At 34.3% G+C, this 18,619-nt stretch carries 16 protein-coding genes; 9 read left to right on the top strand and 7 right to left on the bottom strand.

Features of this window, described 5'->3' with window-relative positions; translation table 11 throughout:
• Positions 1–29: 29 nt before the first annotated feature.
• The gene (locus G7034_RS08955; RefSeq protein WP_166399234.1) at positions 30–1,214 is read right to left on the bottom strand and encodes an IS110 family transposase; all 1,185 of its coding nucleotides are present in this window, start codon (positions 1,212–1,214) and stop codon (positions 30–32) included.
• A 613-nt stretch (positions 1,215–1,827) separates the two neighbouring features.
• On the opposite strand from G7034_RS08955, the gene miaB reads away from it, so the two are divergent.
• The 7 genes from miaB (at position 1,828) to groL (ending at position 8,617) form a co-directional block, all read left to right on the top strand.
• The gene (gene miaB / locus G7034_RS08950; protein WP_166400627.1) at positions 1,828–3,276 is read left to right on the top strand and encodes a tRNA (N6-isopentenyl adenosine(37)-C2)-methylthiotransferase MiaB; all 1,449 of its coding nucleotides are present in this window, start codon (positions 1,828–1,830) and stop codon (positions 3,274–3,276) included.
• 9 nt (positions 3,277–3,285) lie between these two features.
• On the top strand, positions 3,286–4,569 hold the full coding sequence (locus tag G7034_RS08945; RefSeq protein WP_166400626.1) for a sigma 54-interacting transcriptional regulator: 1,284 nt from the start codon (positions 3,286–3,288) through the stop codon (positions 4,567–4,569).
• Between the two features lie 345 nt (positions 4,570–4,914).
• A complete protein-coding gene (locus G7034_RS08940; RefSeq protein WP_166400625.1) occupies positions 4,915–5,421 on the top strand; it encodes an LptE family protein in 507 nt (168 codons plus the stop codon).
• Positions 5,421–6,200, top strand: coding sequence for a hypothetical protein (locus G7034_RS08935; protein WP_166400624.1), 780 nt, complete (start codon positions 5,421–5,423; stop codon positions 6,198–6,200). Before G7034_RS08940 ends, G7034_RS08935 begins: the two co-directional genes overlap by 1 nt.
• A 2-nt stretch (positions 6,201–6,202) precedes the next feature.
• Positions 6,203–6,538 (top strand): preprotein translocase subunit SecG, encoded by a 336-nt coding sequence (gene secG / locus G7034_RS08930; protein WP_166400623.1) that lies wholly within the window; start codon positions 6,203–6,205, stop codon positions 6,536–6,538.
• Positions 6,539–6,668: 130 nt separating this feature from the next.
• On the top strand, positions 6,669–6,944 hold the full coding sequence (locus G7034_RS08925; protein WP_166400622.1) for a co-chaperone GroES: 276 nt from the start codon (positions 6,669–6,671) through the stop codon (positions 6,942–6,944).
• 32 nt (positions 6,945–6,976) lie between these two features.
• Positions 6,977–8,617 (top strand): chaperonin GroEL, encoded by a 1,641-nt coding sequence (gene groL / locus G7034_RS08920; protein ID WP_166400621.1) that lies wholly within the window; start codon positions 6,977–6,979, stop codon positions 8,615–8,617.
• A gap of 77 nt (positions 8,618–8,694) precedes the next feature.
• Here groL and G7034_RS08915 read toward each other — a convergent pair whose 3' ends face one another.
• Entirely contained in the window at positions 8,695–10,041 is a 1,347-nt protein-coding gene (locus G7034_RS08915; RefSeq protein WP_166400620.1) for a T9SS type A sorting domain-containing protein, read from the bottom strand.
• Between the two features lie 284 nt (positions 10,042–10,325).
• Positions 10,326–12,137: a T9SS type A sorting domain-containing protein gene (locus tag G7034_RS08910; RefSeq protein ID WP_166400619.1), complete on the bottom strand. Its 1,812-nt coding sequence runs from the start codon at positions 12,135–12,137 to the stop codon at positions 10,326–10,328.
• A gap of 271 nt (positions 12,138–12,408) precedes the next feature.
• Between G7034_RS08910 and G7034_RS08905 the strand changes: the two genes are divergently transcribed.
• Both G7034_RS08905 and G7034_RS08900 read left to right on the top strand, forming a co-directional pair.
• On the top strand, positions 12,409–13,899 hold the full coding sequence (locus G7034_RS08905; protein WP_166400618.1) for a S10 family peptidase: 1,491 nt from the start codon (positions 12,409–12,411) through the stop codon (positions 13,897–13,899).
• Positions 13,900–13,910: 11 nt separating this feature from the next.
• On the top strand, positions 13,911–14,711 hold the full coding sequence (locus G7034_RS08900) for a DNA alkylation repair protein (RefSeq protein ID WP_166400617.1): 801 nt from the start codon (positions 13,911–13,913) through the stop codon (positions 14,709–14,711).
• Between the two features lie 47 nt (positions 14,712–14,758).
• On the opposite strand, the gene azu is transcribed toward G7034_RS08900, so the two are convergent.
• The 4 genes from azu to eno form a co-directional block, all read right to left on the bottom strand.
• Positions 14,759–15,304 (bottom strand): azurin, encoded by a 546-nt coding sequence (gene azu, locus G7034_RS08895; RefSeq protein ID WP_166400616.1) that lies wholly within the window; start codon positions 15,302–15,304, stop codon positions 14,759–14,761.
• 22 nt (positions 15,305–15,326) lie between these two features.
• Positions 15,327–15,824 carry a DUF4399 domain-containing protein gene (locus G7034_RS08890; RefSeq protein ID WP_166400615.1) on the bottom strand — a complete coding sequence of 166 codons (498 nt, stop codon included), beginning with the start codon at positions 15,822–15,824 and terminating at the stop codon, positions 15,327–15,329.
• Positions 15,825–15,845: 21 nt separating this feature from the next.
• A complete protein-coding gene (locus tag G7034_RS08885) occupies positions 15,846–17,126 on the bottom strand; it encodes a citrate synthase (RefSeq protein WP_166400614.1) in 1,281 nt (426 codons plus the stop codon).
• Positions 17,127–17,283: 157 nt separating this feature from the next.
• Positions 17,284–18,576 carry a phosphopyruvate hydratase gene (gene eno / locus G7034_RS08880; protein ID WP_166400613.1) on the bottom strand — a complete coding sequence of 431 codons (1,293 nt, stop codon included), beginning with the start codon at positions 18,574–18,576 and terminating at the stop codon, positions 17,284–17,286.
• Positions 18,577–18,619: the final 43 nt, after the last annotated feature.

Genomic DNA, 18,619 nt, shown 5'->3' with positions numbered 1-18,619 from the left:
AGGTACTATCTTTAAATCCAAACATTTTTTTAATTTTCAACCATAATTTTTTTATCTTTGATTTTACCGAGAGGAAGCATACTTTGATCACTCACTGGATGTTTACCTTGTATAGCCAAACTTTTTGTTTGGCTATTTTTTTCGCCTCTTTCAGAGGCGTACCGAGAGGAAAGCTCCTTCTCCTCCTCTTGGATATTTTTATTTCCTTTATTTTGATAATTAATATCAAAGGGTTCGTTTTTTTTCCACAAGTAATAAATTGTTAACAATAATTTTTTTTGAACAGCGACAATACCTTTCATTTTGATGCCTGTTCTTTCATAAACTCTAAGGTAAAGGTTCTTAAAAACTGTCCCTTCTGAACCTATTGCTATTAACGATGGCATGTGTAAAATTCGTCTAATCCTTGAGTTTCCCTTTTTCGATATTTTTGTCTTGCCTTTATGAGAACCTGATTGATTTTCTACAACATCATACCCAGAATAACTCACTAGTTGCTTGTAATTTTTAAACAGATTAAATCCATTTGTTTCTGCTATAACAGTAGCTACAGAAAGTATTGATAATCCTCTAACTGTGCAAATATTCTCTACTTTTAATTTTAGCTCCTCATCACTTTTTATGACTTCTTCGATAGCAATTTCTGTCTTTGTTTTTTGCTTTTCTAAGAAACGTATATGGCTTTTCATTTGCTTAATCACATGCTTGTTTGATAAAGCTGATTGTTCTTCTGCATGTAGCTTATTCTTTTCTACCGTAATCGATTCCTGAATGGATTGATACTGTCGTGTTAAAGACCTTAGGCTTACAAAAACATCTTTAGGTCTAATCCATTGAGATAAATTTTGTTCTGCCCCCATTTGTGCCAAACCTTTAGCGTCTATTTTATCATTCTTACTTTTTAAGCCAATAGATTGTAAATACTTTTTTGCTTTGTTTGGTAAAATAATAGAAACTCTATACCCTGCATCATCTAGATAATAAGCAAGTTCTTCGTGATAAACACCAGTAGCTTCTAAGCTAACAACTATTGGAATAGACTCTTTTTTTGTCCATTTATCAATCCATTTTACTAGCTTTAAAAAGCCTGCTTTTGAATTAGAAACACTACAAGAAGACTTAACCTTCACGCTTTGATTACAGTCTATCGTGCTTATACAAGCATCTACTTTTTTACTTGACACATCAAGACCTACTGAAAATTTTAAATTCATAATAAAAGTATTTTTTGCGTAATAATCATTAAAATTTTTCTCTAAGACTTTGCTCATGTAATACAATATCTATAACTAAATTATAGTATTTAGGTACTATTGAATCTTTAAGAAAAAGACTAGGATAGATTTGCCTTTATCAGCATTATCAATCAATGATTGTAACTAGCCCGCAAACAATTTGCTACCCTAGCTTTAATGATTTAACTGTTTAAAAATACAAAGATATGAGCCCGTAAAATAGAAAGCTTTTGGTTTTTTGCTTTTGAAAAGCGACCGGCAGGAAGCTCTTGAAAATGCCTAAAAAACTTAGCTTTGTATTGCGGACTTATACCATTTATCAATTAAAATTACCGTAATAAAACGCCCTTTTTCCCTTTCTGTTTCATTATAAAAAGAAACCATAGCTAAGGCTATGCTTGATTTTTCTAATTCACATAAAGAAAAAAATCATCGTTTTCTCTTCCAGTAATTTCAAATAATGACTGGTATTGAAACGGAAAGCAGGTTCTTGGCTTCAAAATAATTAAATTAAAGAAGTAAGAGATATGTGCGCTGACACTTTGTCACTTTTTTGAAACAATGTATCTTTGCACTAAATTTTTTGAATTTTATGGAGAAGGTAATTGATGAAAAAGTTCAGGGAACGGCATTGATAAAGGAAGCCAAAGCAGGTAATAGTAAAAAGCTTTTTATTGAAAGTTATGGTTGCCAAATGAATTTTAGCGATAGTGAAATTGTAGCTTCTATTCTAGCAAAGGAAGGTTATAACACCACTAATATGCTTGAAGATGCTGATTTGGTGCTTGTAAATACATGCTCAATTAGAGAAAAAGCTGAGCAAACAGTGCGTAAACGTTTAGAGAAATACAATGCGGTAAAGCAACAAAATCCAGGAATGAAAGTTGGTGTTTTAGGCTGTATGGCAGAACGTTTAAAAGAAAAATTTTTAGAAGAAGAAAAAATTGTTGACCTAGTTGTTGGTCCAGATGCGTATAAAGATTTACCAAATTTAATTAACGAGGTAGAAGAAGGAAGAAATGCGGTAAATGTGATTCTTTCTAAGGAAGAAACTTATGGTGATATTGCTCCAGTTAGACTGCAATCTAACGGGGTTTCTGCTTTTGTTTCTATTACTAGAGGTTGTGATAATATGTGTACCTTTTGTGTGGTTCCGTTTACACGCGGAAGAGAGCGTAGCCGTGACCCACAGAGCATTATACAGGAAGTAAATGAGCTTTGGGAACAAGGTTTTAAAGAAATTACCCTGCTCGGGCAAAATGTAGATTCGTATTTGTGGTATGGAGGCGGCTTGAAAAAAGATTTTGAAAAAGCTTCTAAAATGGCTCAAGCTACGGCAGTTAATTTTGCGCACTTATTAGACCTGGTAGCGGTAGCTCAACCAAAAATGCGCATTCGATTTTCTACTTCTAATCCGCAAGACATGACCATGGATGTCATTGAAACCATGGCGAAACATCCTAATATTTGCAATTATATTCACTTGCCGGTACAAAGTGGTAGTAACCGAATTTTAAAAAAAATGAATCGTTTACACACCCGTGAAGAATATTTTGAAATGATTGATAACATCAAAAAACTAATTCCTGATTGTGCTATTTCTCACGATATGATTGCTGGTTTTCCTACAGAAACCGAAGATGACCACCAAGATACTTTAAGTTTAATGGAGTATGTAAAATATGATTTTGGTTTTATGTTTGCTTATTCTGAACGCCCTGGAACAATGGCAGGAAGAAAATTTGAAGATGATGTACCTGAAAAAGTAAAAAAACGAAGACTTACTGAAATTATTGAATTACAACAAAAACATGCTCTGCAACGTACACAAAATCAGGTAGGAAAAACCGTTGAAGTCTTGATTGAAAAATCTTCTAAACGAAGTGATGTGCATTGGGCAGGAAGAAATTCGCAAAACACCATGGTTATTTTTCCAAAAGAAAATTATAAGGTTGGCGATTATGTAATGGTAAAAATTGAAGATTGCACAAGTGCAACTTTGTTTGGTACTGCCGTAGAATACTCGCCTATGAATTTCTAATGAATAGCTATGGAGTCTGTACAATCAATTAAACAGCGTTTTGAAATTATAGGAAATTCGCCTGGCCTTAATCGGGCCTTAGAAAAATGTATTCGGGTAGCCGCCACAGATATTTCAGTTTTAGTTACTGGTGAAAGTGGTGTTGGTAAAGAAAGTTTACCTAAAATCATACATTCACTTTCTCATAGAAAACATGCTAAATACATTGCCGTTAACTGTGGAGCTATTCCTGAAGGAACTATTGACAGCGAATTATTTGGTCATGAAAAGGGTGCTTTTACAGGCGCATCTCAAGCCCGCGATGGTTATTTTAAAGAAGCTGATGGCGGAACTATTTTTTTAGATGAAGTTGGCGAGCTGCCCTTAACTACCCAAGTAAGGTTATTACGGGTGTTGGAAAACGGAGAATTTATAAAAGTAGGTTCTTCTCAAGTGCAAAAAACCAATGTTAGGATAGTTGCAGCCACAAATGTGAACTTGCTTGAAGCTATCAAAAAAGATAAGTTTAGAGAAGATTTATATTACCGTCTAAGCACTATTGAAATAAGTTTACCTCCGCTTAGAGAAAGGAAAGAGGATATACATTTATTATTTAGAAAATTTGCCTCAGATTTTGCAAGAAAATATAACATGCCAACGCTTAGGTTAACCGATAATGCCGTTTTTGCGCTAGAAAATTCTAGATGGCCCGGAAATATAAGACAACTAAAAAATGTAGCCGAGCAAATTTCTGTCCTTGAAAAAGAACGAGAAGTGAACAAAGATACCGTTATTGAATATTTGCCCAAAGTCTCCTCCTTGCCCTCTGTAATTGATAACAAAGAAAAAAGAGAAAGTGATTTTAGCAATGAACGAGAAATTCTTTATAAGGTGTTGTTTGATATGAAAAATGATTTAAACGACTTAAAAAAGCTTACTTTAGAATTGATGCAAGAAGGCAATGCCAAAAAAGTGAAAGATGAAAATGAACAACTAATTAAAAAAATCTACGGAGAAACCGAAGAATCTACCCAAAATTATAACGATTTTGACGACCAGTTAGAAATTTTGCAAATTCCTGAAAAAAATCCTCAAAAAAAAGAAACCTATTCTGATATGACTGACATTGATGAGCAATATGATTTTGCTGAGGAGATTGAAGAAGAAGAAACTTTGTCATTACAAGACAAGGAAGTTGAATTAATTAGAAAATCGCTTGAACGACATAACGGAAAAAGAAAACCTGCCGCAGACGAACTAGGAATTAGTGAACGAACATTGTACAGAAAAATTAAACAATACGATTTAAAGTAATTGGCTATTAATTTTGAATTTTTAATTATGAATTTTAAATGTTGAGATGATAAGAATTCTTTGCTACTTTACGGCTTTGCGTGAAAAATAGAATTAAGTACGAAGTACAAAGAAGGAAGTACAAAGAACGAAGATGATGTTTAGGGTTGAAAATACTATGAAACTTTGCAGCTTTGCGGCTTTGCGTGAAAAATAAAATTAAGTACGAAGTACAAAGAAAGAAGATGAAGTTTAGTAGTTAGGAATTATAAACTTTAAATGAAGTGTTTTGCGGTCTTATCAACTTTGCGAGATAAAACAAATATCTTAAATTTGTCTAATTAATTAGGATTAAGAACATTATAAATGAAAAGTATATTAAGAATATTAGTTTTAATAATGGTTTGTCAGTCATTAGTTAGTTGCAAATACTATTCATTTACAGGCGCTGATGTAGGGAATGCCGAAACCTATCAGGTTAACTTTTTCCAAAACAATGCACCTCTTGTAGAACCAGGAATAGACCGTGATTTCACTTTGCAATTACAAGATTTAATTCAGGAACAAACTAAATTAAATTTACAAAGTAAAAATGCCGATTTAATTTATGAAGGTGAAATTGTTGATTATTATATCGCCCCTATGACCGCAACAAGCGACAGTAGAGCTGCAGAAAACCGCTTAACTGTAGCCGTAAATGTGCGTTATGTAAACACTTTAGAACCCGATAAAGACTTTGAAAGAAAGTTTTCATTCTATTTTGATTATCCCGCTGATGCACAACTTGTTGGCGCAGTAAGAGATGAAGCTATTGACGAAATATTTACACGTTTAACCCAGGATATTTTCAATGCCTCCTTAGCAAATTGGTAATGGACAAAACAAGCCTTTTAGAACTTCTTGAAAATCCGAAAAACATAAATCGGAACAAGACTAACGAAATTCAACAGGTGCTTGAAAAGTATCCTTATTTTCAATCTTTAAGCTGTGTTTATCTAAAGTTACTCTATGCCAATAATCATCCACTTTATAACCTAAATCTAAAAAAAGTAGCGGCACATACTTCAGATCGAGAAATCTTATTTGATTTTATTACTGAAGAAGAATTTGAACAAATTGAAGTAGCTAAGCAAGTAAAAAAAATAAGTAACGAATCTAATGAAAGTGAAGATGATCATTTCATGGACTTAGCCACAGCCGAAAAAATAACTTCCCCAGATTTATTTGAAAAACCTAAAGTTGAAAACTTAAGCAACAAGAAAGAAAATTTAAACTTTGATCAAACAGACAAACTTTCTTTTAATGAATGGCTAAAAATAACCAAAATGAAGCCCATTAAAAGAAAATCACCTAAAACTAACCTTAAAGAAACTGAAGAGCACCGTAAAAAGTTTAATCTGATTGATAATTTCTTAGCCAATAACCCAAAAATTGATGCTAAGAAGGAAATGAATAAAATAAAAAAAATAAACCCTAAAACCCAGCCTTCAAGCCAGTTAATGACAGAAACTCTAGCTAAAGTTTATGAAGAACAGAACAGATATGACAAAGCAATTCAAGCTTATAACATATTAATTTTGAATAATCCCGAAAAAAGTGGTTTATTTGCAAATCAAATTGAACGAATTAAACAAATTATAGAAAAAGAATAGTAATGAGTGTATTTTCCATATTTTTAGTATTGATATTAATTGTATCATTTTTGTTAGTAGTTGTAATAATGGTCCAAAACCCTAAAGGAGGAGGCTTATCTTCTTCATTTGGTGGGGGCGGTGGCCAGCAAATTGGTGGTGTAAAACAAACCTCAGACTTCTTAGATAAAAGCACATGGGTTCTAGCTACTTTACTACTCGCTTTAATTTTATTTTCTAACGTAAGTATTATGCAAACTACTAGTACCGACTCTAAAGTATTGCGAGACGGAGGAGAACAAGCACCAGTAGAGAACACACAACAAATGCCAGAATCAGAACTTCCCCCTATGGAATAACTGAAAAGTATAGTTAAAAAAAATGCCAGCTTTTATGACAAGCTGGCATTTTTTTTTCTAATCTGTCAGATAAAATTGTATGGCATATTTTTGGTAATACGAAATCATATAACTTTAAAAATTAAAAATTATGGCAATAAATATTAAACCATTAGCAGATCGAGTGCTTGTAGAGCCTCAAGCCGCCGAAACTAAAACAGCTTCAGGCATTATTATTCCAGAAACAGCTAAAGAAAAACCACAAAGAGGAAAAGTTGTGGCGGTTGGAAGTGGTAAAAAAGACCACACAATGACCGTAAAAGAAGGAGATTTAGTTTTATACGGAAAGTACGCTGGTACGGAATTGAAATTAGAAGGTACCGATTATTTAATTATGAGAGAGGATGACATCCTTGCAATTGTTTAATAAATTGATCATTAACTTAAAAAATAAATAAAATGGCTAAAGACATAAAATTCAACTTAGAAGCTAGAGATGGAATTAAGCGAGGTGTAGATGCATTAGCAGATGCAGTAAAAGTAACCCTTGGTCCTAAAGGAAGAAACGTAATTATTTCAAAATCTTTTGGAGCACCTGTAGTTACAAAAGATGGTGTGAGTGTGGCAAAAGAAATTGAGCTAAAAGACGCACACGAAAATATGGGGGCGCAAATGGTAAAAGAAGTAGCCTCAAAAACTAATGACTTAGCAGGTGATGGCACAACTACAGCTACCGTTTTAGCACAAGCCATAGTAAAAGAAGGCCTTAAAAACGTTGCCGCTGGTGCAAACCCAATGGAATTAAAAAAAGGAATTGATAAATCTGTTGAAGCAATTACCAAGTTCCTAGAAGAACAAGCTGAAGCAGTTGGCGATTCTTCAGACAAAATAAAGCAAGTAGCTTCTATTTCTGCGAACAACGATGAGCACATTGGCGAATTAATTGCTGAAGCTTTTGGTAAAGTAGGAAAAGAAGGAGTAATTACCGTTGAAGAAGCAAAAGGTACAGAAACTTATGTTGATGTTGTTGAAGGTATGCAATTTGACCGTGGTTACTTATCCCCTTATTTTGTTACTGATAGTGAAAAAATGGTAGCTGAATTAGAAAGCCCACAAATTTTAATTGTGGACAAGAAAATTACAGCCATGAAAGATTTACTTCCAATCTTAGAACCAGCTGCACAAAGCGGTAAACCTCTTTTAATAATCGCTGAAGATATTGAAGGTGAAGCTCTAGCTACTTTAGTAGTAAACAAATTAAGAGGCTCTTTGAAAATTGCTGCAGTTAAAGCACCAGGCTTTGGAGACCGAAGAAAAGCAATGCTAGAAGATATTGCTATCTTAACTGGTGGTACTGTAATTTCTGAAGAAAGAGGGTTTACACTAGAAAATGCTACAATAGATATGTTAGGTCAAGCAGAAAATATAACTATTGACAAAGACAACACAACTATTGTAAATGGAGCTGGTGATAAAGACAATATCAAAAACAGAGTAAACCAAATCAAGTCGCAAATCGAATCAACTACAAGCGATTATGATAAAGAAAAGCTGCAAGAACGCTTAGCAAAATTAGCTGGAGGTGTAGCTGTACTTTACGTAGGAGCCGCTTCTGAAGTTGAAATGAAAGAAAAGAAAGACCGAGTAGATGATGCACTTCATGCTACAAGAGCAGCTGTAGAAGAAGGAATTGTAGCTGGTGGTGGAGTTGCTTTAGTTCGCTCAATTGAAGCATTAAAATCACTGAAAGCTGCTACTCCTGACGAAGAAACAGGAATTCAATTAGTAGCAAAAGCTATTGAAGCCCCTATGCGAACTATTGTTGAAAATGCAGGTGGAGAAGGCTCTGTTGTAATTAATAAAGTAAGAGAAGGAGACAAAGGATACGATGCTAAAACAGGTACTTATGTAAACATGTTTGAAGCAGGAATTATTGATCCTAAAAAAGTTACTAGAGTTGCCTTAGAAAATGCAGCTTCTGTTTCTGGAATGATTCTAACTACTGAATGTGCATTAATTGATCTACCAGAAGAAAATGATGGTGGAGGTGCCCCAGGAGGAATGCCAGGAATGGGTGGTGGAATGCCAGGAATGATGTAATGTCAATTCAGTCAAATAATAAAAAACCGTTGCAAAATTGCAACGGTTTTTTTATTTAAAAATTAGGCTAAATAAGCTTATTGCTTAATTAGTTTTTTGACTACCATGTGGTCTCCCATTTTGGTAGTAACCATGTAAACACCTTCTTTTAGATTTGAAATATCTAAAGGTGAGTTGAGGTTTTTTGAGTTCTTAACCTGTCTTCCAGACATATCAAAAATGCTTACTTCATCAACTTGAAGTTTAGACTTAATAGTTAACATATTTCTAGCAGGGTTAGGATACATTGAAAAACCAACTTCAGTCTCAAATTCTTCACTAGACATACTTTCTTTGCTGAAGTAAACATTATCAATATAAACTTCCAAATTACCTATTGGGTTACCAGAAAAAATAATTTGAGAAATGGCATCTCTATTGTTTAACAAGTTTCCAGAATCTGTGACCAAGTCGGCATCTGCAAAATCATTCAAAGGAATTTGTAAACTCACCCATTCACTATCGGCTAAATCAAAAGCAATCTCCCCTTGTCCTTCAAGGTCTGTTGTGCCTGGTTCAAAATTTACAAGTTTAACTCTAAAAAGCTCGGCGTTATTAGACCAAACATCTACATGAAAAAAGTCATACTCAGTAGCATCAATTTGTGGGTTTGTTGTTTCAATACCTACAAAATCTACGTTGAAGTAGCGCTTGGTATCCACTCCTTCAATTTGAAGATCCTCTAATTGTCCAGCAGACCATGGAGTTAACCAAGTATCTACGGGTTGATCAGTGTAGGTATTACTAAATAAGCTATATACATCATCTTCATCTTCTGTTGGTGTTGGTGCTGCTGTCATAGGTCCTTCATCAGGTTCAGAACCATCATTTGTGCCAAAACTTATATTATCAAAATAAACTACATTTTCACTTGTTCTATCTTGAAAATCAGGAAAGACAATAATCTGATCTAAAGGGCCGCCTTCACCGTCTGGTGGGTTCATATAACCTGAAAAATCAAAAGTTAATTCTTCCCATTCGTTCACTACAGTATTTGCTACTTTCAATTCAATTTGAGCCCAGCCATTAGGGTTTGCAAATTTTATACCTACATCGCTAATTTCAGACTTCCATACCTGAATGGTGATACTGGTATTATCTTCATTCCAAACAAAAGAGCCAAGATCAGCACCATGTTCAGATTCACAACCAGCAAAAGGTTGTCCTGTTTCTAAGGCTGTAAACTTAGCTACTTTAGAAGAAGTGTTAATTCCACTTGGGTCAGGATTATCAATAATTTCTAAATCTGGATCTGTGTCATTTTCAAAAACTGTCCAGGTCCAATTAGCGCCAATTCCATCATCTTCAAAATCAATTGGTGCATTTTGGCTAAATACTAAAGTACTAACCAACATAAATAAAATAATAGTCGTTTTATACATCATGTAAAATTTAAAGTTTCAATAAATTAAGAAACTATATGAAATGACAATTTAGGATTTATCTACGCTAAAGCAAAGATTTACAACACTACAAAAACAATACAGGAGATAAACTCAGCCCAATTAAGACAATGCGATTAACTTGGCACAAAAGCTTGATTTGAAGTTGTATCAAAGGAAAAAGAACAGATTAAACTGGAGGAGTTTCAAATGTTTCATTGACATTAAAAAAAGCAGATGCTTTACAACATCTGCTTTAATTAGCTAACAAAATAAAGTGTTGGGGGCTATTTCTTAATAATTTTCTTTGTCAATGATTGTCCTTCAGCAGAAGTAAGCTTTAATAAATACACACCAGTTTTTAACTCTTGCATATCTATACTTTGCGAATCTTTTTGTTTCAGTAGCAACTGACCGGTAATAGAATACAATTCAACAGTTGAAAAACGAGTAGAAGATTGAATATTTAATACATTACTGACTGGGTTCGGATAAACCTGTAAGTCTAAGCTATCAAAATCATTACTAGACATAGTTGGCGCACCTACCACAACATTTCCTAAATCTGCTAAATCTGCTGGATTAGCATTTGGACCAACAACAGTAAATCCGTATTGTACAGTAACGTCGTTTTCTAAATCAACATCATCGTAAAGTAGTTCAAAATTTCCTGTTTCAGTAAGTTCAAGAACAACCGATTTATTGAAAGAAAAATCAGCGTTAAATACGCGGATAAAAGCGGTAACTTCATAATCTGAAGATAGTGTATAACTTTCAACGTTTCCTTTAAACTCAAGTATATTTCCAGCTAATTCGGTAGATTCTATAAAACTTACACCTTCAAAAGTTTTGTTTCCCTCTTGTGTAGTTTGATCCACCCAAAATTCATCATCTGGATTTTCGGCATAAGTATTAAAATTAGGAAACAAAGTAAGCGTGTTATTTTCTGTATCTAGGTCTGTCCTAACATCAGCTAAACCCCATGGAGAAGCAAAAACGAACTCGCCGCCATCAGCTGGTAAATCGAATACATTTGCAAAACCTAACCAGTTGCCGTTTGCATCTACTTCAACGCTTTCTTCACCAATTTCCCCACCTCCAGTGTCTCCACCGTCAGCATCACTGGGCACACTAGCAACATTATCAATATAAACTGTAAAATTTTGGGCATCATCAAAACCAGAATCTTGGTCATTCCAATTAGGGAAAAAGACAATTTTCTCATATATGCCATCTGCAATTGCAGTTCCATCTAAAGATTCATTCATTGTAAATGTAAGCGTTTGCCAAGTATTTGGTTCAGTATAACTTTGTGAAGCGGCAGCATCTGGCCCACCTTCTTCAGCTTTTAGCAATAAGTTAAAAGCTTGAGTAGCATATACATCAACTTCAATAGTTTGGTTGTTGGTCAAATCAAGAAAAGTATTTACTTGATCTATTGAAGCACCTTGCCAAGGATTACCGGTGTCCACGCTTTCTAACTTGAGTGAATTTCCATTTGAACCTTCTGGAGCAGCTTCAATTGTAGCTCCTGCTAGCCCTTCAAAATCAAGGAAACTAAAACTAGATTCATCTTCAAAATCCTGGACAATTTCTATTTCTGTTGGATCTGGATCATCTCCTCCACCACCGTCTGAAGTTCCTCCAGAAACTTCTGAACTCTCAGCAGCGGTAGAAAATGTAGTTGTTGTACTATCGTATTGATAAAGCCAGAAGCTATATTCTTCGCCAGGGTCTAAACCAGTAATCACAAAACCAAAAGCATTCGTCCCATCACCATCGCCGGCGGTAGTACCAAAGCTATACTCGGTAGCGGTAGTTGGATCTGCGGGTGCTTCATCAGTAAGCGCATAAAATAAACGGTAAGAAATTCCTTCATCTGCTACATCATTAGGACCACATGCAAGAAATAATTCGCCAGAACCTACAGGATCTTCGCCAATTGCATCAAACACTTCAAAACCTGCAGGTTGGTTTGGTGTGTTAAATAATGTGGCTGATTTTGCTGTAGCTGCTGAAATTGCAAACGATGACCATCCAACAAGCAACATCAATAAGCTTGTTGAAAAGTGAATTGATAATTTAGTAATTTTTGACATAATAAAATATTTTTATAAAAATTAATTTAATCTTTTATAAATTTACAAAAAAATAGACTTTACTAGTTAATAGAGCAAATACACTACCTATACATTCTAGATAAAGAAAAAAATTAAAGAAACTTAGTGAAAATGGGAAGAAAACTTATCTAACAAAATTCATTTTAATCATAAGGGATTTAGTGTTGTGTTATTGTAGTGTTTTTATATTGAAAATTTTTCTTCAAAAAAAGTCATAATCATTTAAAAAATATAAAATATGTTATTGAATATGAAAATCAAGATTAAACTACTATTAATTTTTAGTTACGCTCCTATTATTCTATTTGGACAAGAATCGAATTTTAAAGAAAAACCGATAATTACAAATCACGAAGTTAAAGTCAATGAAAAAAGCATAAAATATTCTGCAGAAGCAGGTTTCCAAGAAGTATTTGACGAGAAAGACAAGGCGATCGGTGCATTATTCTACACCTATTATAAACGGAAAGACGTTAATAAAGATGAAGAAAGGCCAATTTTAATATCGTTTAATGGCGGACCAGGCTCTGCTTCTGTTTGGATGCATATAGCATATACTGGGCCAAGAGTACTTAAAATTGATGATGAAGGTTTCCCTATCCAAGCCTACGGAATTGAAGAAAACCCTTATAGCATTTTAGATGTTGCAGATATTGTGTACGTAAATCCAATAAATACGGGCTATTCTAGAGGGTATAAAGATGAAGATGGAGATATAAAAAAAGACAAGTTTTTTGGAGTGCAAGAAGACATTTCCTATTTAGCAAAGTGGGTCTCAAATTTTATAAGTAATAAAAACAGATGGTTATCACCTAAATTTGTAATTGGTGAAAGCTATGGAACAACACGGGTTTCTGGATTGGCATATCAACTGCAAAATGCACATTGGATGTATTTAAATGGTGTCATTCTTGTTTCACCAACCGAATTAGGCATGGAGAGAAATGGTCCTGTAGAAATTGCCAATCGTATTCCTTACTATACAGCAGCCGCTTGGTATCATGGAAAATTACCTAATCAGTTCAAAAATATGGAACTTGAAGAAGTATTAGAAATTTCAGAGGATTTTGCCATCAATAAACTAACACCTCTATTGGTTAGGGGCAATTCGATAAGCAAAGATGAGAAATCTAAAATTTGCCAAACTCTTGAGGAATTAACAGGCATAAAAGCTCGAGTGTATTTGCAACATAACCTAGAAGTTCCATTTACTTATTTCTGGAAAGAATTGCTTAGAGAGGAAGGATATACAATTGGCAGACTAGATTCGAGGTATAAAGGTATTGATGAAAAAGATGCCGGAGAGCGACCAGAGTATAATGCGGAGTTGAGTTCATGGCTTCATTCATTTACCCCAGCTATTAATCATTATTTAAAAAATGAGTTAAAGATTGAAACTCCTGCAGAATACTTAATGTTTGGCAATGTTTCTCCTTGGGATAGAACAAAGAATAATTCTTCTGGAAAACAACTAAGAAGGGCAATGACTCAAAACCCAAAACTAAAAGTACTTATTCAGGCTGGATATTTTGATGGTGCTACAACCTATTTTAATGCAAAATACAATATGTGGCATATTGATGAAAGTGGAAAAATGCAAAATCGTTTTGAATTTAAAGCTTATAAAAGTGGCCATATGATGTACCTTAGAAGAGAGGATTTAAAAAAATCGAATGATGATCTTAGGACTTTTATCATTAATGCTATAGAAGAAGCTAAAGCATCCTCTGCTAAATACTAAGTTAGCTTATTTTGAAAAAACGTAAAGGATTCCGATCAAAAGCAACTATACCCGAATCAATATTAACTGAAATAAATCGAGGTAAAATGGAGACGGCTAATTTAGTTGAATTTTTGGCAGTTGATTTTTACAAGCTTATAGAAGCCGCTCTTACTGATTTTGGTCAACCAAATTTTGTGCAAATTTTTCATCAGGGCTTTGATCATTTAGAAAAGAAATCGGTGAATACCTTTCAAAAAAGTATCGGTAAAAGCTTGTTACTGATTAAGACAAATCATCCTGATACCAAAATTATAAGCTTCTTCTCTAGACATCCGTCTGATGTAGTGAGGAGGTGGCCTTGCTATTTTATAGGCTTAAATGATAAATTAAATATAGATGAAAAACTAAGTAAGTTAGAAAGATTTGCCATAGATCATCATTTCGGGGTGAGGGAAGATGCTTGGCTGGCCGTTCGTAATTGTGTCATTGATAATTTAGAAGCAAGTATTTTTTCTTTAAGCCCGTGGATTAAATCAGATAATGCCTACAAAAGGAGATTTGCAGTTGAGCTATTAAGACCGAGGGGAGTTTGGTGTAAGCATATTAATCAACTTAAAGAACATCCAGAATTAGTAATGCCTTTAATTGAAGAATTAAAAGAGGAAAAAAATAGGTATGTACAAGATAGTGTTGCCAATTGGTTAAATGATTTAAGTAAAAGCCAACCGGAATTAGTTATTAATTTTCTCAAATCATGGGATTCAACAAATAATCATTCAGCCTATATAATCAAACGTTCAATAAGAAGCATAAAAAAAGGAAAGTCTTAAAGGTTAGACTTTCCTTTTTTATTGTAAATTATAGTAACTTTAATTGATTACTCAACAATAAATTTACCTTTCATCAAAGCTACGTGCCCAGGAAAAGAACAAATGAAATCATATTCTCCTTTCTCTGGAGCCTTAAATGTAACTGAAGCAGACTCACCACCACCAATCATATCGGTATGGGCTATAATATCATCGCCAGCATCCTCAGGAATGTATCCGTTGTTGGCTGCTCCTGCAGCACGCTCACCAAATTCCATCATATCGACCCCTTGGTTTAAAAGGACAAAATTATGCCCCATAGCTTCTTTACTCATTTGGCCGGTGTGAGTTAATGTAAGTTTCACTTCGCTACCAGCTTTTACTTTAAACTGATTTTTATTAAACTTCATTTGGTCACTTCCTTCAAGCGATAACTCAACTAAGCCTAATTCATCATCAGAAGATTCTTCGGTATTTTCAGGTGTAGCCTCACGCTCTTCAGTTTGAGAGCCAATACTTACCTTACTTTCATTTTCATCTTTCTTTTGTTCATCGCCGCAAGCAATTAAACTTACTGCTAATAACATAGTCATTGTTAATTTTACTATTTTCATTTTAATTTTTTTTAAATTAATATTATTCAACTACAGAAATATTTATTTGAGCACTTAAACGCTTACCATAAGACTGATGATAGCCATTTGCATATTGCATGGTTAATGTATATTTGCCTGGCTCTAAATCAAGTTCGGCTTCCGTTTGTGCACCTCCATAATGCAAGTTAGTTTCATCCATAGGGATGGTTTCTCCAAGTTCAAAGTATTCACCATTAATTATGATGTGGTGATGACCACTATTTTCTATTAAATCGCCCGCTGGGTCAAGGGCTATTCCTTCAACTCCCATTTCTACTTTAACCGGGCTAGTTACTTCTTGTCCATCTTCTAGGTTTTTAAAGAAAACTCTAGCATCATCAGGAAAGGCTAAGTAATCTATCTCTTCTTGGCGATTTGTTTCAGTTTCAGTTTGATTTACATCAACTGTCTCATTTTCATTATCCTTTTTTTTAGCATCATCACAACTTATAAAAGCGAGTGATAAAAGCAAAAAAGCGAGCGCAAATTTAATTTTCATAAGTATTTGTATTAAAGTTAATTATCGATTACTAATATCTTTATAAGCTCTGTGGTTTTCGCCTGTATAGATTTGCCTTGGTCTTCCAATTGGTTCTTTTCTTAATCTCATTTCTCTCCACTGAGCAATCCAACCTGGCAATCTTCCTAGTGCAAACATGACGGTAAACATATCAGTTGGAACACCAAGCGCTCTGTAAATAATTCCAGAATAGAAATCTACATTTGGATATAATTTTCGATCTACAAAATAGCTATCTTCCAAGGCTTCTTTTTCTAGACCTTTAGCTATATCTAACACAGGATCTTCCACTCCTAGCTTTCCAAGAACTTCATCTGCAGATTTTTTAATAATTTTAGCTCTTGGATCAAAATTTTTGTAAACTCGGTGACCAAATCCCATTAATCTAAAAGGATCATTTTTATCTTTAGCTTTAGCCATAAATTTTTTAGTATCTCCTCCATCTTCTTTGATAGCTTCAAGCATTTCAATTACAGCTTGATTGGCTCCTCCATGCAAGGGGCCCCAAAGAGCAGAAACACCAGCAGATATTGAAGCAAAAAGACCTGCATGAGACGAACCAACCACTCTAACTGTAGAAGTAGAGCAATTCTGTTCGTGATCAGCATGTAGGATTAGTAGTTTATTAAGCGCAGAAGCTACAACGGGGTCAACTTCATAATCCTTGCTAGGTTTTTTAAACATCATTTTCAAGACATTTTCAACATAACCGAGGTTACTATCTCCATAATCTAGAGGCTGTCCTGTTCTTTTTCTCAATGCCCAAGCACATAAAACAGGAAATTTAGCTAATATTTTAATAATAGCCTTGTACATATCCTCTTCAGAATCAACATTCACAGAAGTTGGGTTAAATGCAATCAATGCATTTGTTAGAGAAGAAACCACGCCCATAGGGTGGGCAGATTTTGGAAAACCATCTAAGATTTTCTTCATCTCTTCATCAACATGAGATTCTTCTTTAATGTCTTGATAAAATTTATTTAGTTTGTTTTGTGAAGGAAGTTCACCAAAAATCAACAAATATGCTACTTCTAAAAAGCTTGCGTTATCAGCTAGCTCTTCTATACTATACCCTCTATATCTTAAAATTCCCTCTTCACCGTTTAAGAAGGTTATTTCACTTTGGCAAGAACCGGTATTTTTAAAACCAGGGTCTATGGTAATAAGACCACCTGAAAGACCTCTCAGTTTTGAAATATCAATTGCGTTTTCATTTTCTGAACCCGTAATTACAGGTAATTCATATTTTTTACCGTTAAATTCTATAGTAGCATTCATTTATATAAGTTTTATTTATTATTCGAATTGCACAAATTTACGAAATAAAGCCTTAAAACTGACACAAAAACAAAGGAATCCACCTATTTAAAAAACAATGTTTTGTTAATTTTCTAAATAATGTAGATTCCTTGATATAGAATTAACATTGAAACTATTAAAAGCCTATTTTAAAGGCTTTTTGCTGTGGGTAGTAGGCTGTATTTCCTAGCTCTTCTTCAATTCGTAGGAGTTGATTATATTTGGCCATACGATCACTTCTAGAAGCAGAGCCTGTTTTAATTTGGCCTGTTTCTAAAGCTACAGCTAAATCGGCTATAGTATTATCTTCTGTTTCTCCAGAACGGTGAGAAATCACTGCTGTATAACCAGCTTTGTGAGCCATGTTTACTGCGGCAATAGTTTCAGTTAGCGTTCCTATTTGATTTACTTTAACAAGAATTGAGTTAGCAATACCTTCGTTAATACCTTTGGATAATTTTTCAACGTTAGTAACAAATAAATCGTCTCCAACAATTTGAATTTTATCTCCTAACTCATCGGTTAATAATTTAAATCCGTCCCAATCGTTCTCGTCCATTGCATCTTCAATAGAAATAATAGGATAGTTTTCTACCAATTCTTTTAAATAAGCTACTTGTTCTTCAGCAGTTCGTTTAACGCCTTTTTCGCCTTCAAATTTGGTGTAATCATACATTCCATCAACAAAAAATTCAGCTGCAGCGCAGTCAAGAGCTATAAAAACTTCCTTCCCAAACTCATATCCCGCATTTCCAACAGCTTTTTTTATAGACTCTAATGCGTCTTCAGTACCCTCAAGTGCGGGAGCAAAACCACCCTCATCTCCAACAGCAGTTGAAAGACCTCGCTGCTTTAGTACTTGTTTTAGGTGATGAAATATTTCAGTTCCTATTTTTAAGGCTTCAGAAAAAGAGTTAGCCATTACTGGCATAATCATAAATTCTTGAAAAGCGATTGGCGCGTCACTGTGTGACCCTCCATTTATAATATTCATCATTGGTACAGGCAAGGTAGAAGATTTCACCCCACCAATATATCGATATAAAGGCATGCCTAAGTCTTCAGCGGCAGCTTTTGCAGTTGCTATTGAAACCCCTAAAATGGCATTAGCTCCTAGTTTTGCTTTGTTAGGTGTGCCATCTAAATCAATTAACAGTTGATCTATTTCTTCTTGATCAAAAACTGAAATGCCCAGTAATTTATCGGCAATTAAGTTGTTAACATTATCAACAGCTTGAAGAACTCCTTTACCCATGTAATCGTCACCTCCATCTCTAAGCTCAACAGCTTCATGTTCTCCAGTTGATGCACCAGAGGGCACAGCAAATCTGCCTAAAGCACCATTTTCTGTAGTTACATCCACTTCTAAAGCTGGATTTCCTCTTGAATCGAATATTTGTCTTGCGTGTATGTCTAAAATTGCGCTCATAAAAAATGTTTTAAAGTTTATTTGCAATTTAGTAATAAATGAA

It is taken from the genome of Psychroflexus maritimus (assembly GCF_011089875.1).
GTDB classification, from domain to species: domain Bacteria; phylum Bacteroidota; class Bacteroidia; order Flavobacteriales; family Flavobacteriaceae; genus Psychroflexus; species Psychroflexus maritimus.
Note: the sequence above shows the minus strand (reverse complement) of the source record. Positions and strands in the feature narration are given on the sequence as shown.

Bases quoted from the DNA above. Each gene is read 5' to 3' on its own strand.
- G7034_RS08940 (WP_166400625.1), top strand. From the start codon at position 4,915: ATGAAAAGTATATTAAGAATATTAGTTTTAATAATGGTTTGTCAGTCA.
- secG (WP_166400623.1), top strand. From the start codon at position 6,203: ATGAGTGTATTTTCCATATTTTTAGTATTGATATTAATTGTATCATTT.
- G7034_RS08905 (WP_166400618.1), top strand. From the start codon at position 12,409: ATGAAAATCAAGATTAAACTACTATTAATTTTTAGTTACGCTCCTATT.
- eno (WP_166400613.1), bottom strand. From the start codon at position 18,576: ATGAGCGCAATTTTAGACATACACGCAAGACAAATATTCGATTCAAGA.
- G7034_RS08910 (WP_166400619.1), bottom strand. From the start codon at position 12,137: ATGTCAAAAATTACTAAATTATCAATTCACTTTTCAACAAGCTTATTG.
- groL (WP_166400621.1), top strand. From the start codon at position 6,977: ATGGCTAAAGACATAAAATTCAACTTAGAAGCTAGAGATGGAATTAAG.
- azu (WP_166400616.1), bottom strand. From the start codon at position 15,304: ATGAAAATAGTAAAATTAACAATGACTATGTTATTAGCAGTAAGTTTA.
- G7034_RS08890 (WP_166400615.1), bottom strand. From the start codon at position 15,824: ATGAAAATTAAATTTGCGCTCGCTTTTTTGCTTTTATCACTCGCTTTT.
- miaB (WP_166400627.1), top strand. From the start codon at position 1,828: ATGGAGAAGGTAATTGATGAAAAAGTTCAGGGAACGGCATTGATAAAG.
- G7034_RS08935 (WP_166400624.1), top strand. From the start codon at position 5,421: ATGGACAAAACAAGCCTTTTAGAACTTCTTGAAAATCCGAAAAACATA.
- G7034_RS08885 (WP_166400614.1), bottom strand. From the start codon at position 17,126: ATGAATGCTACTATAGAATTTAACGGTAAAAAATATGAATTACCTGTA.
- G7034_RS08915 (WP_166400620.1), bottom strand. From the start codon at position 10,041: ATGATGTATAAAACGACTATTATTTTATTTATGTTGGTTAGTACTTTA.
- G7034_RS08925 (WP_166400622.1), top strand. From the start codon at position 6,669: ATGGCAATAAATATTAAACCATTAGCAGATCGAGTGCTTGTAGAGCCT.
- G7034_RS08945 (WP_166400626.1), top strand. From the start codon at position 3,286: ATGGAGTCTGTACAATCAATTAAACAGCGTTTTGAAATTATAGGAAAT.
- G7034_RS08955 (WP_166399234.1), bottom strand. From the start codon at position 1,214: ATGAATTTAAAATTTTCAGTAGGTCTTGATGTGTCAAGTAAAAAAGTA.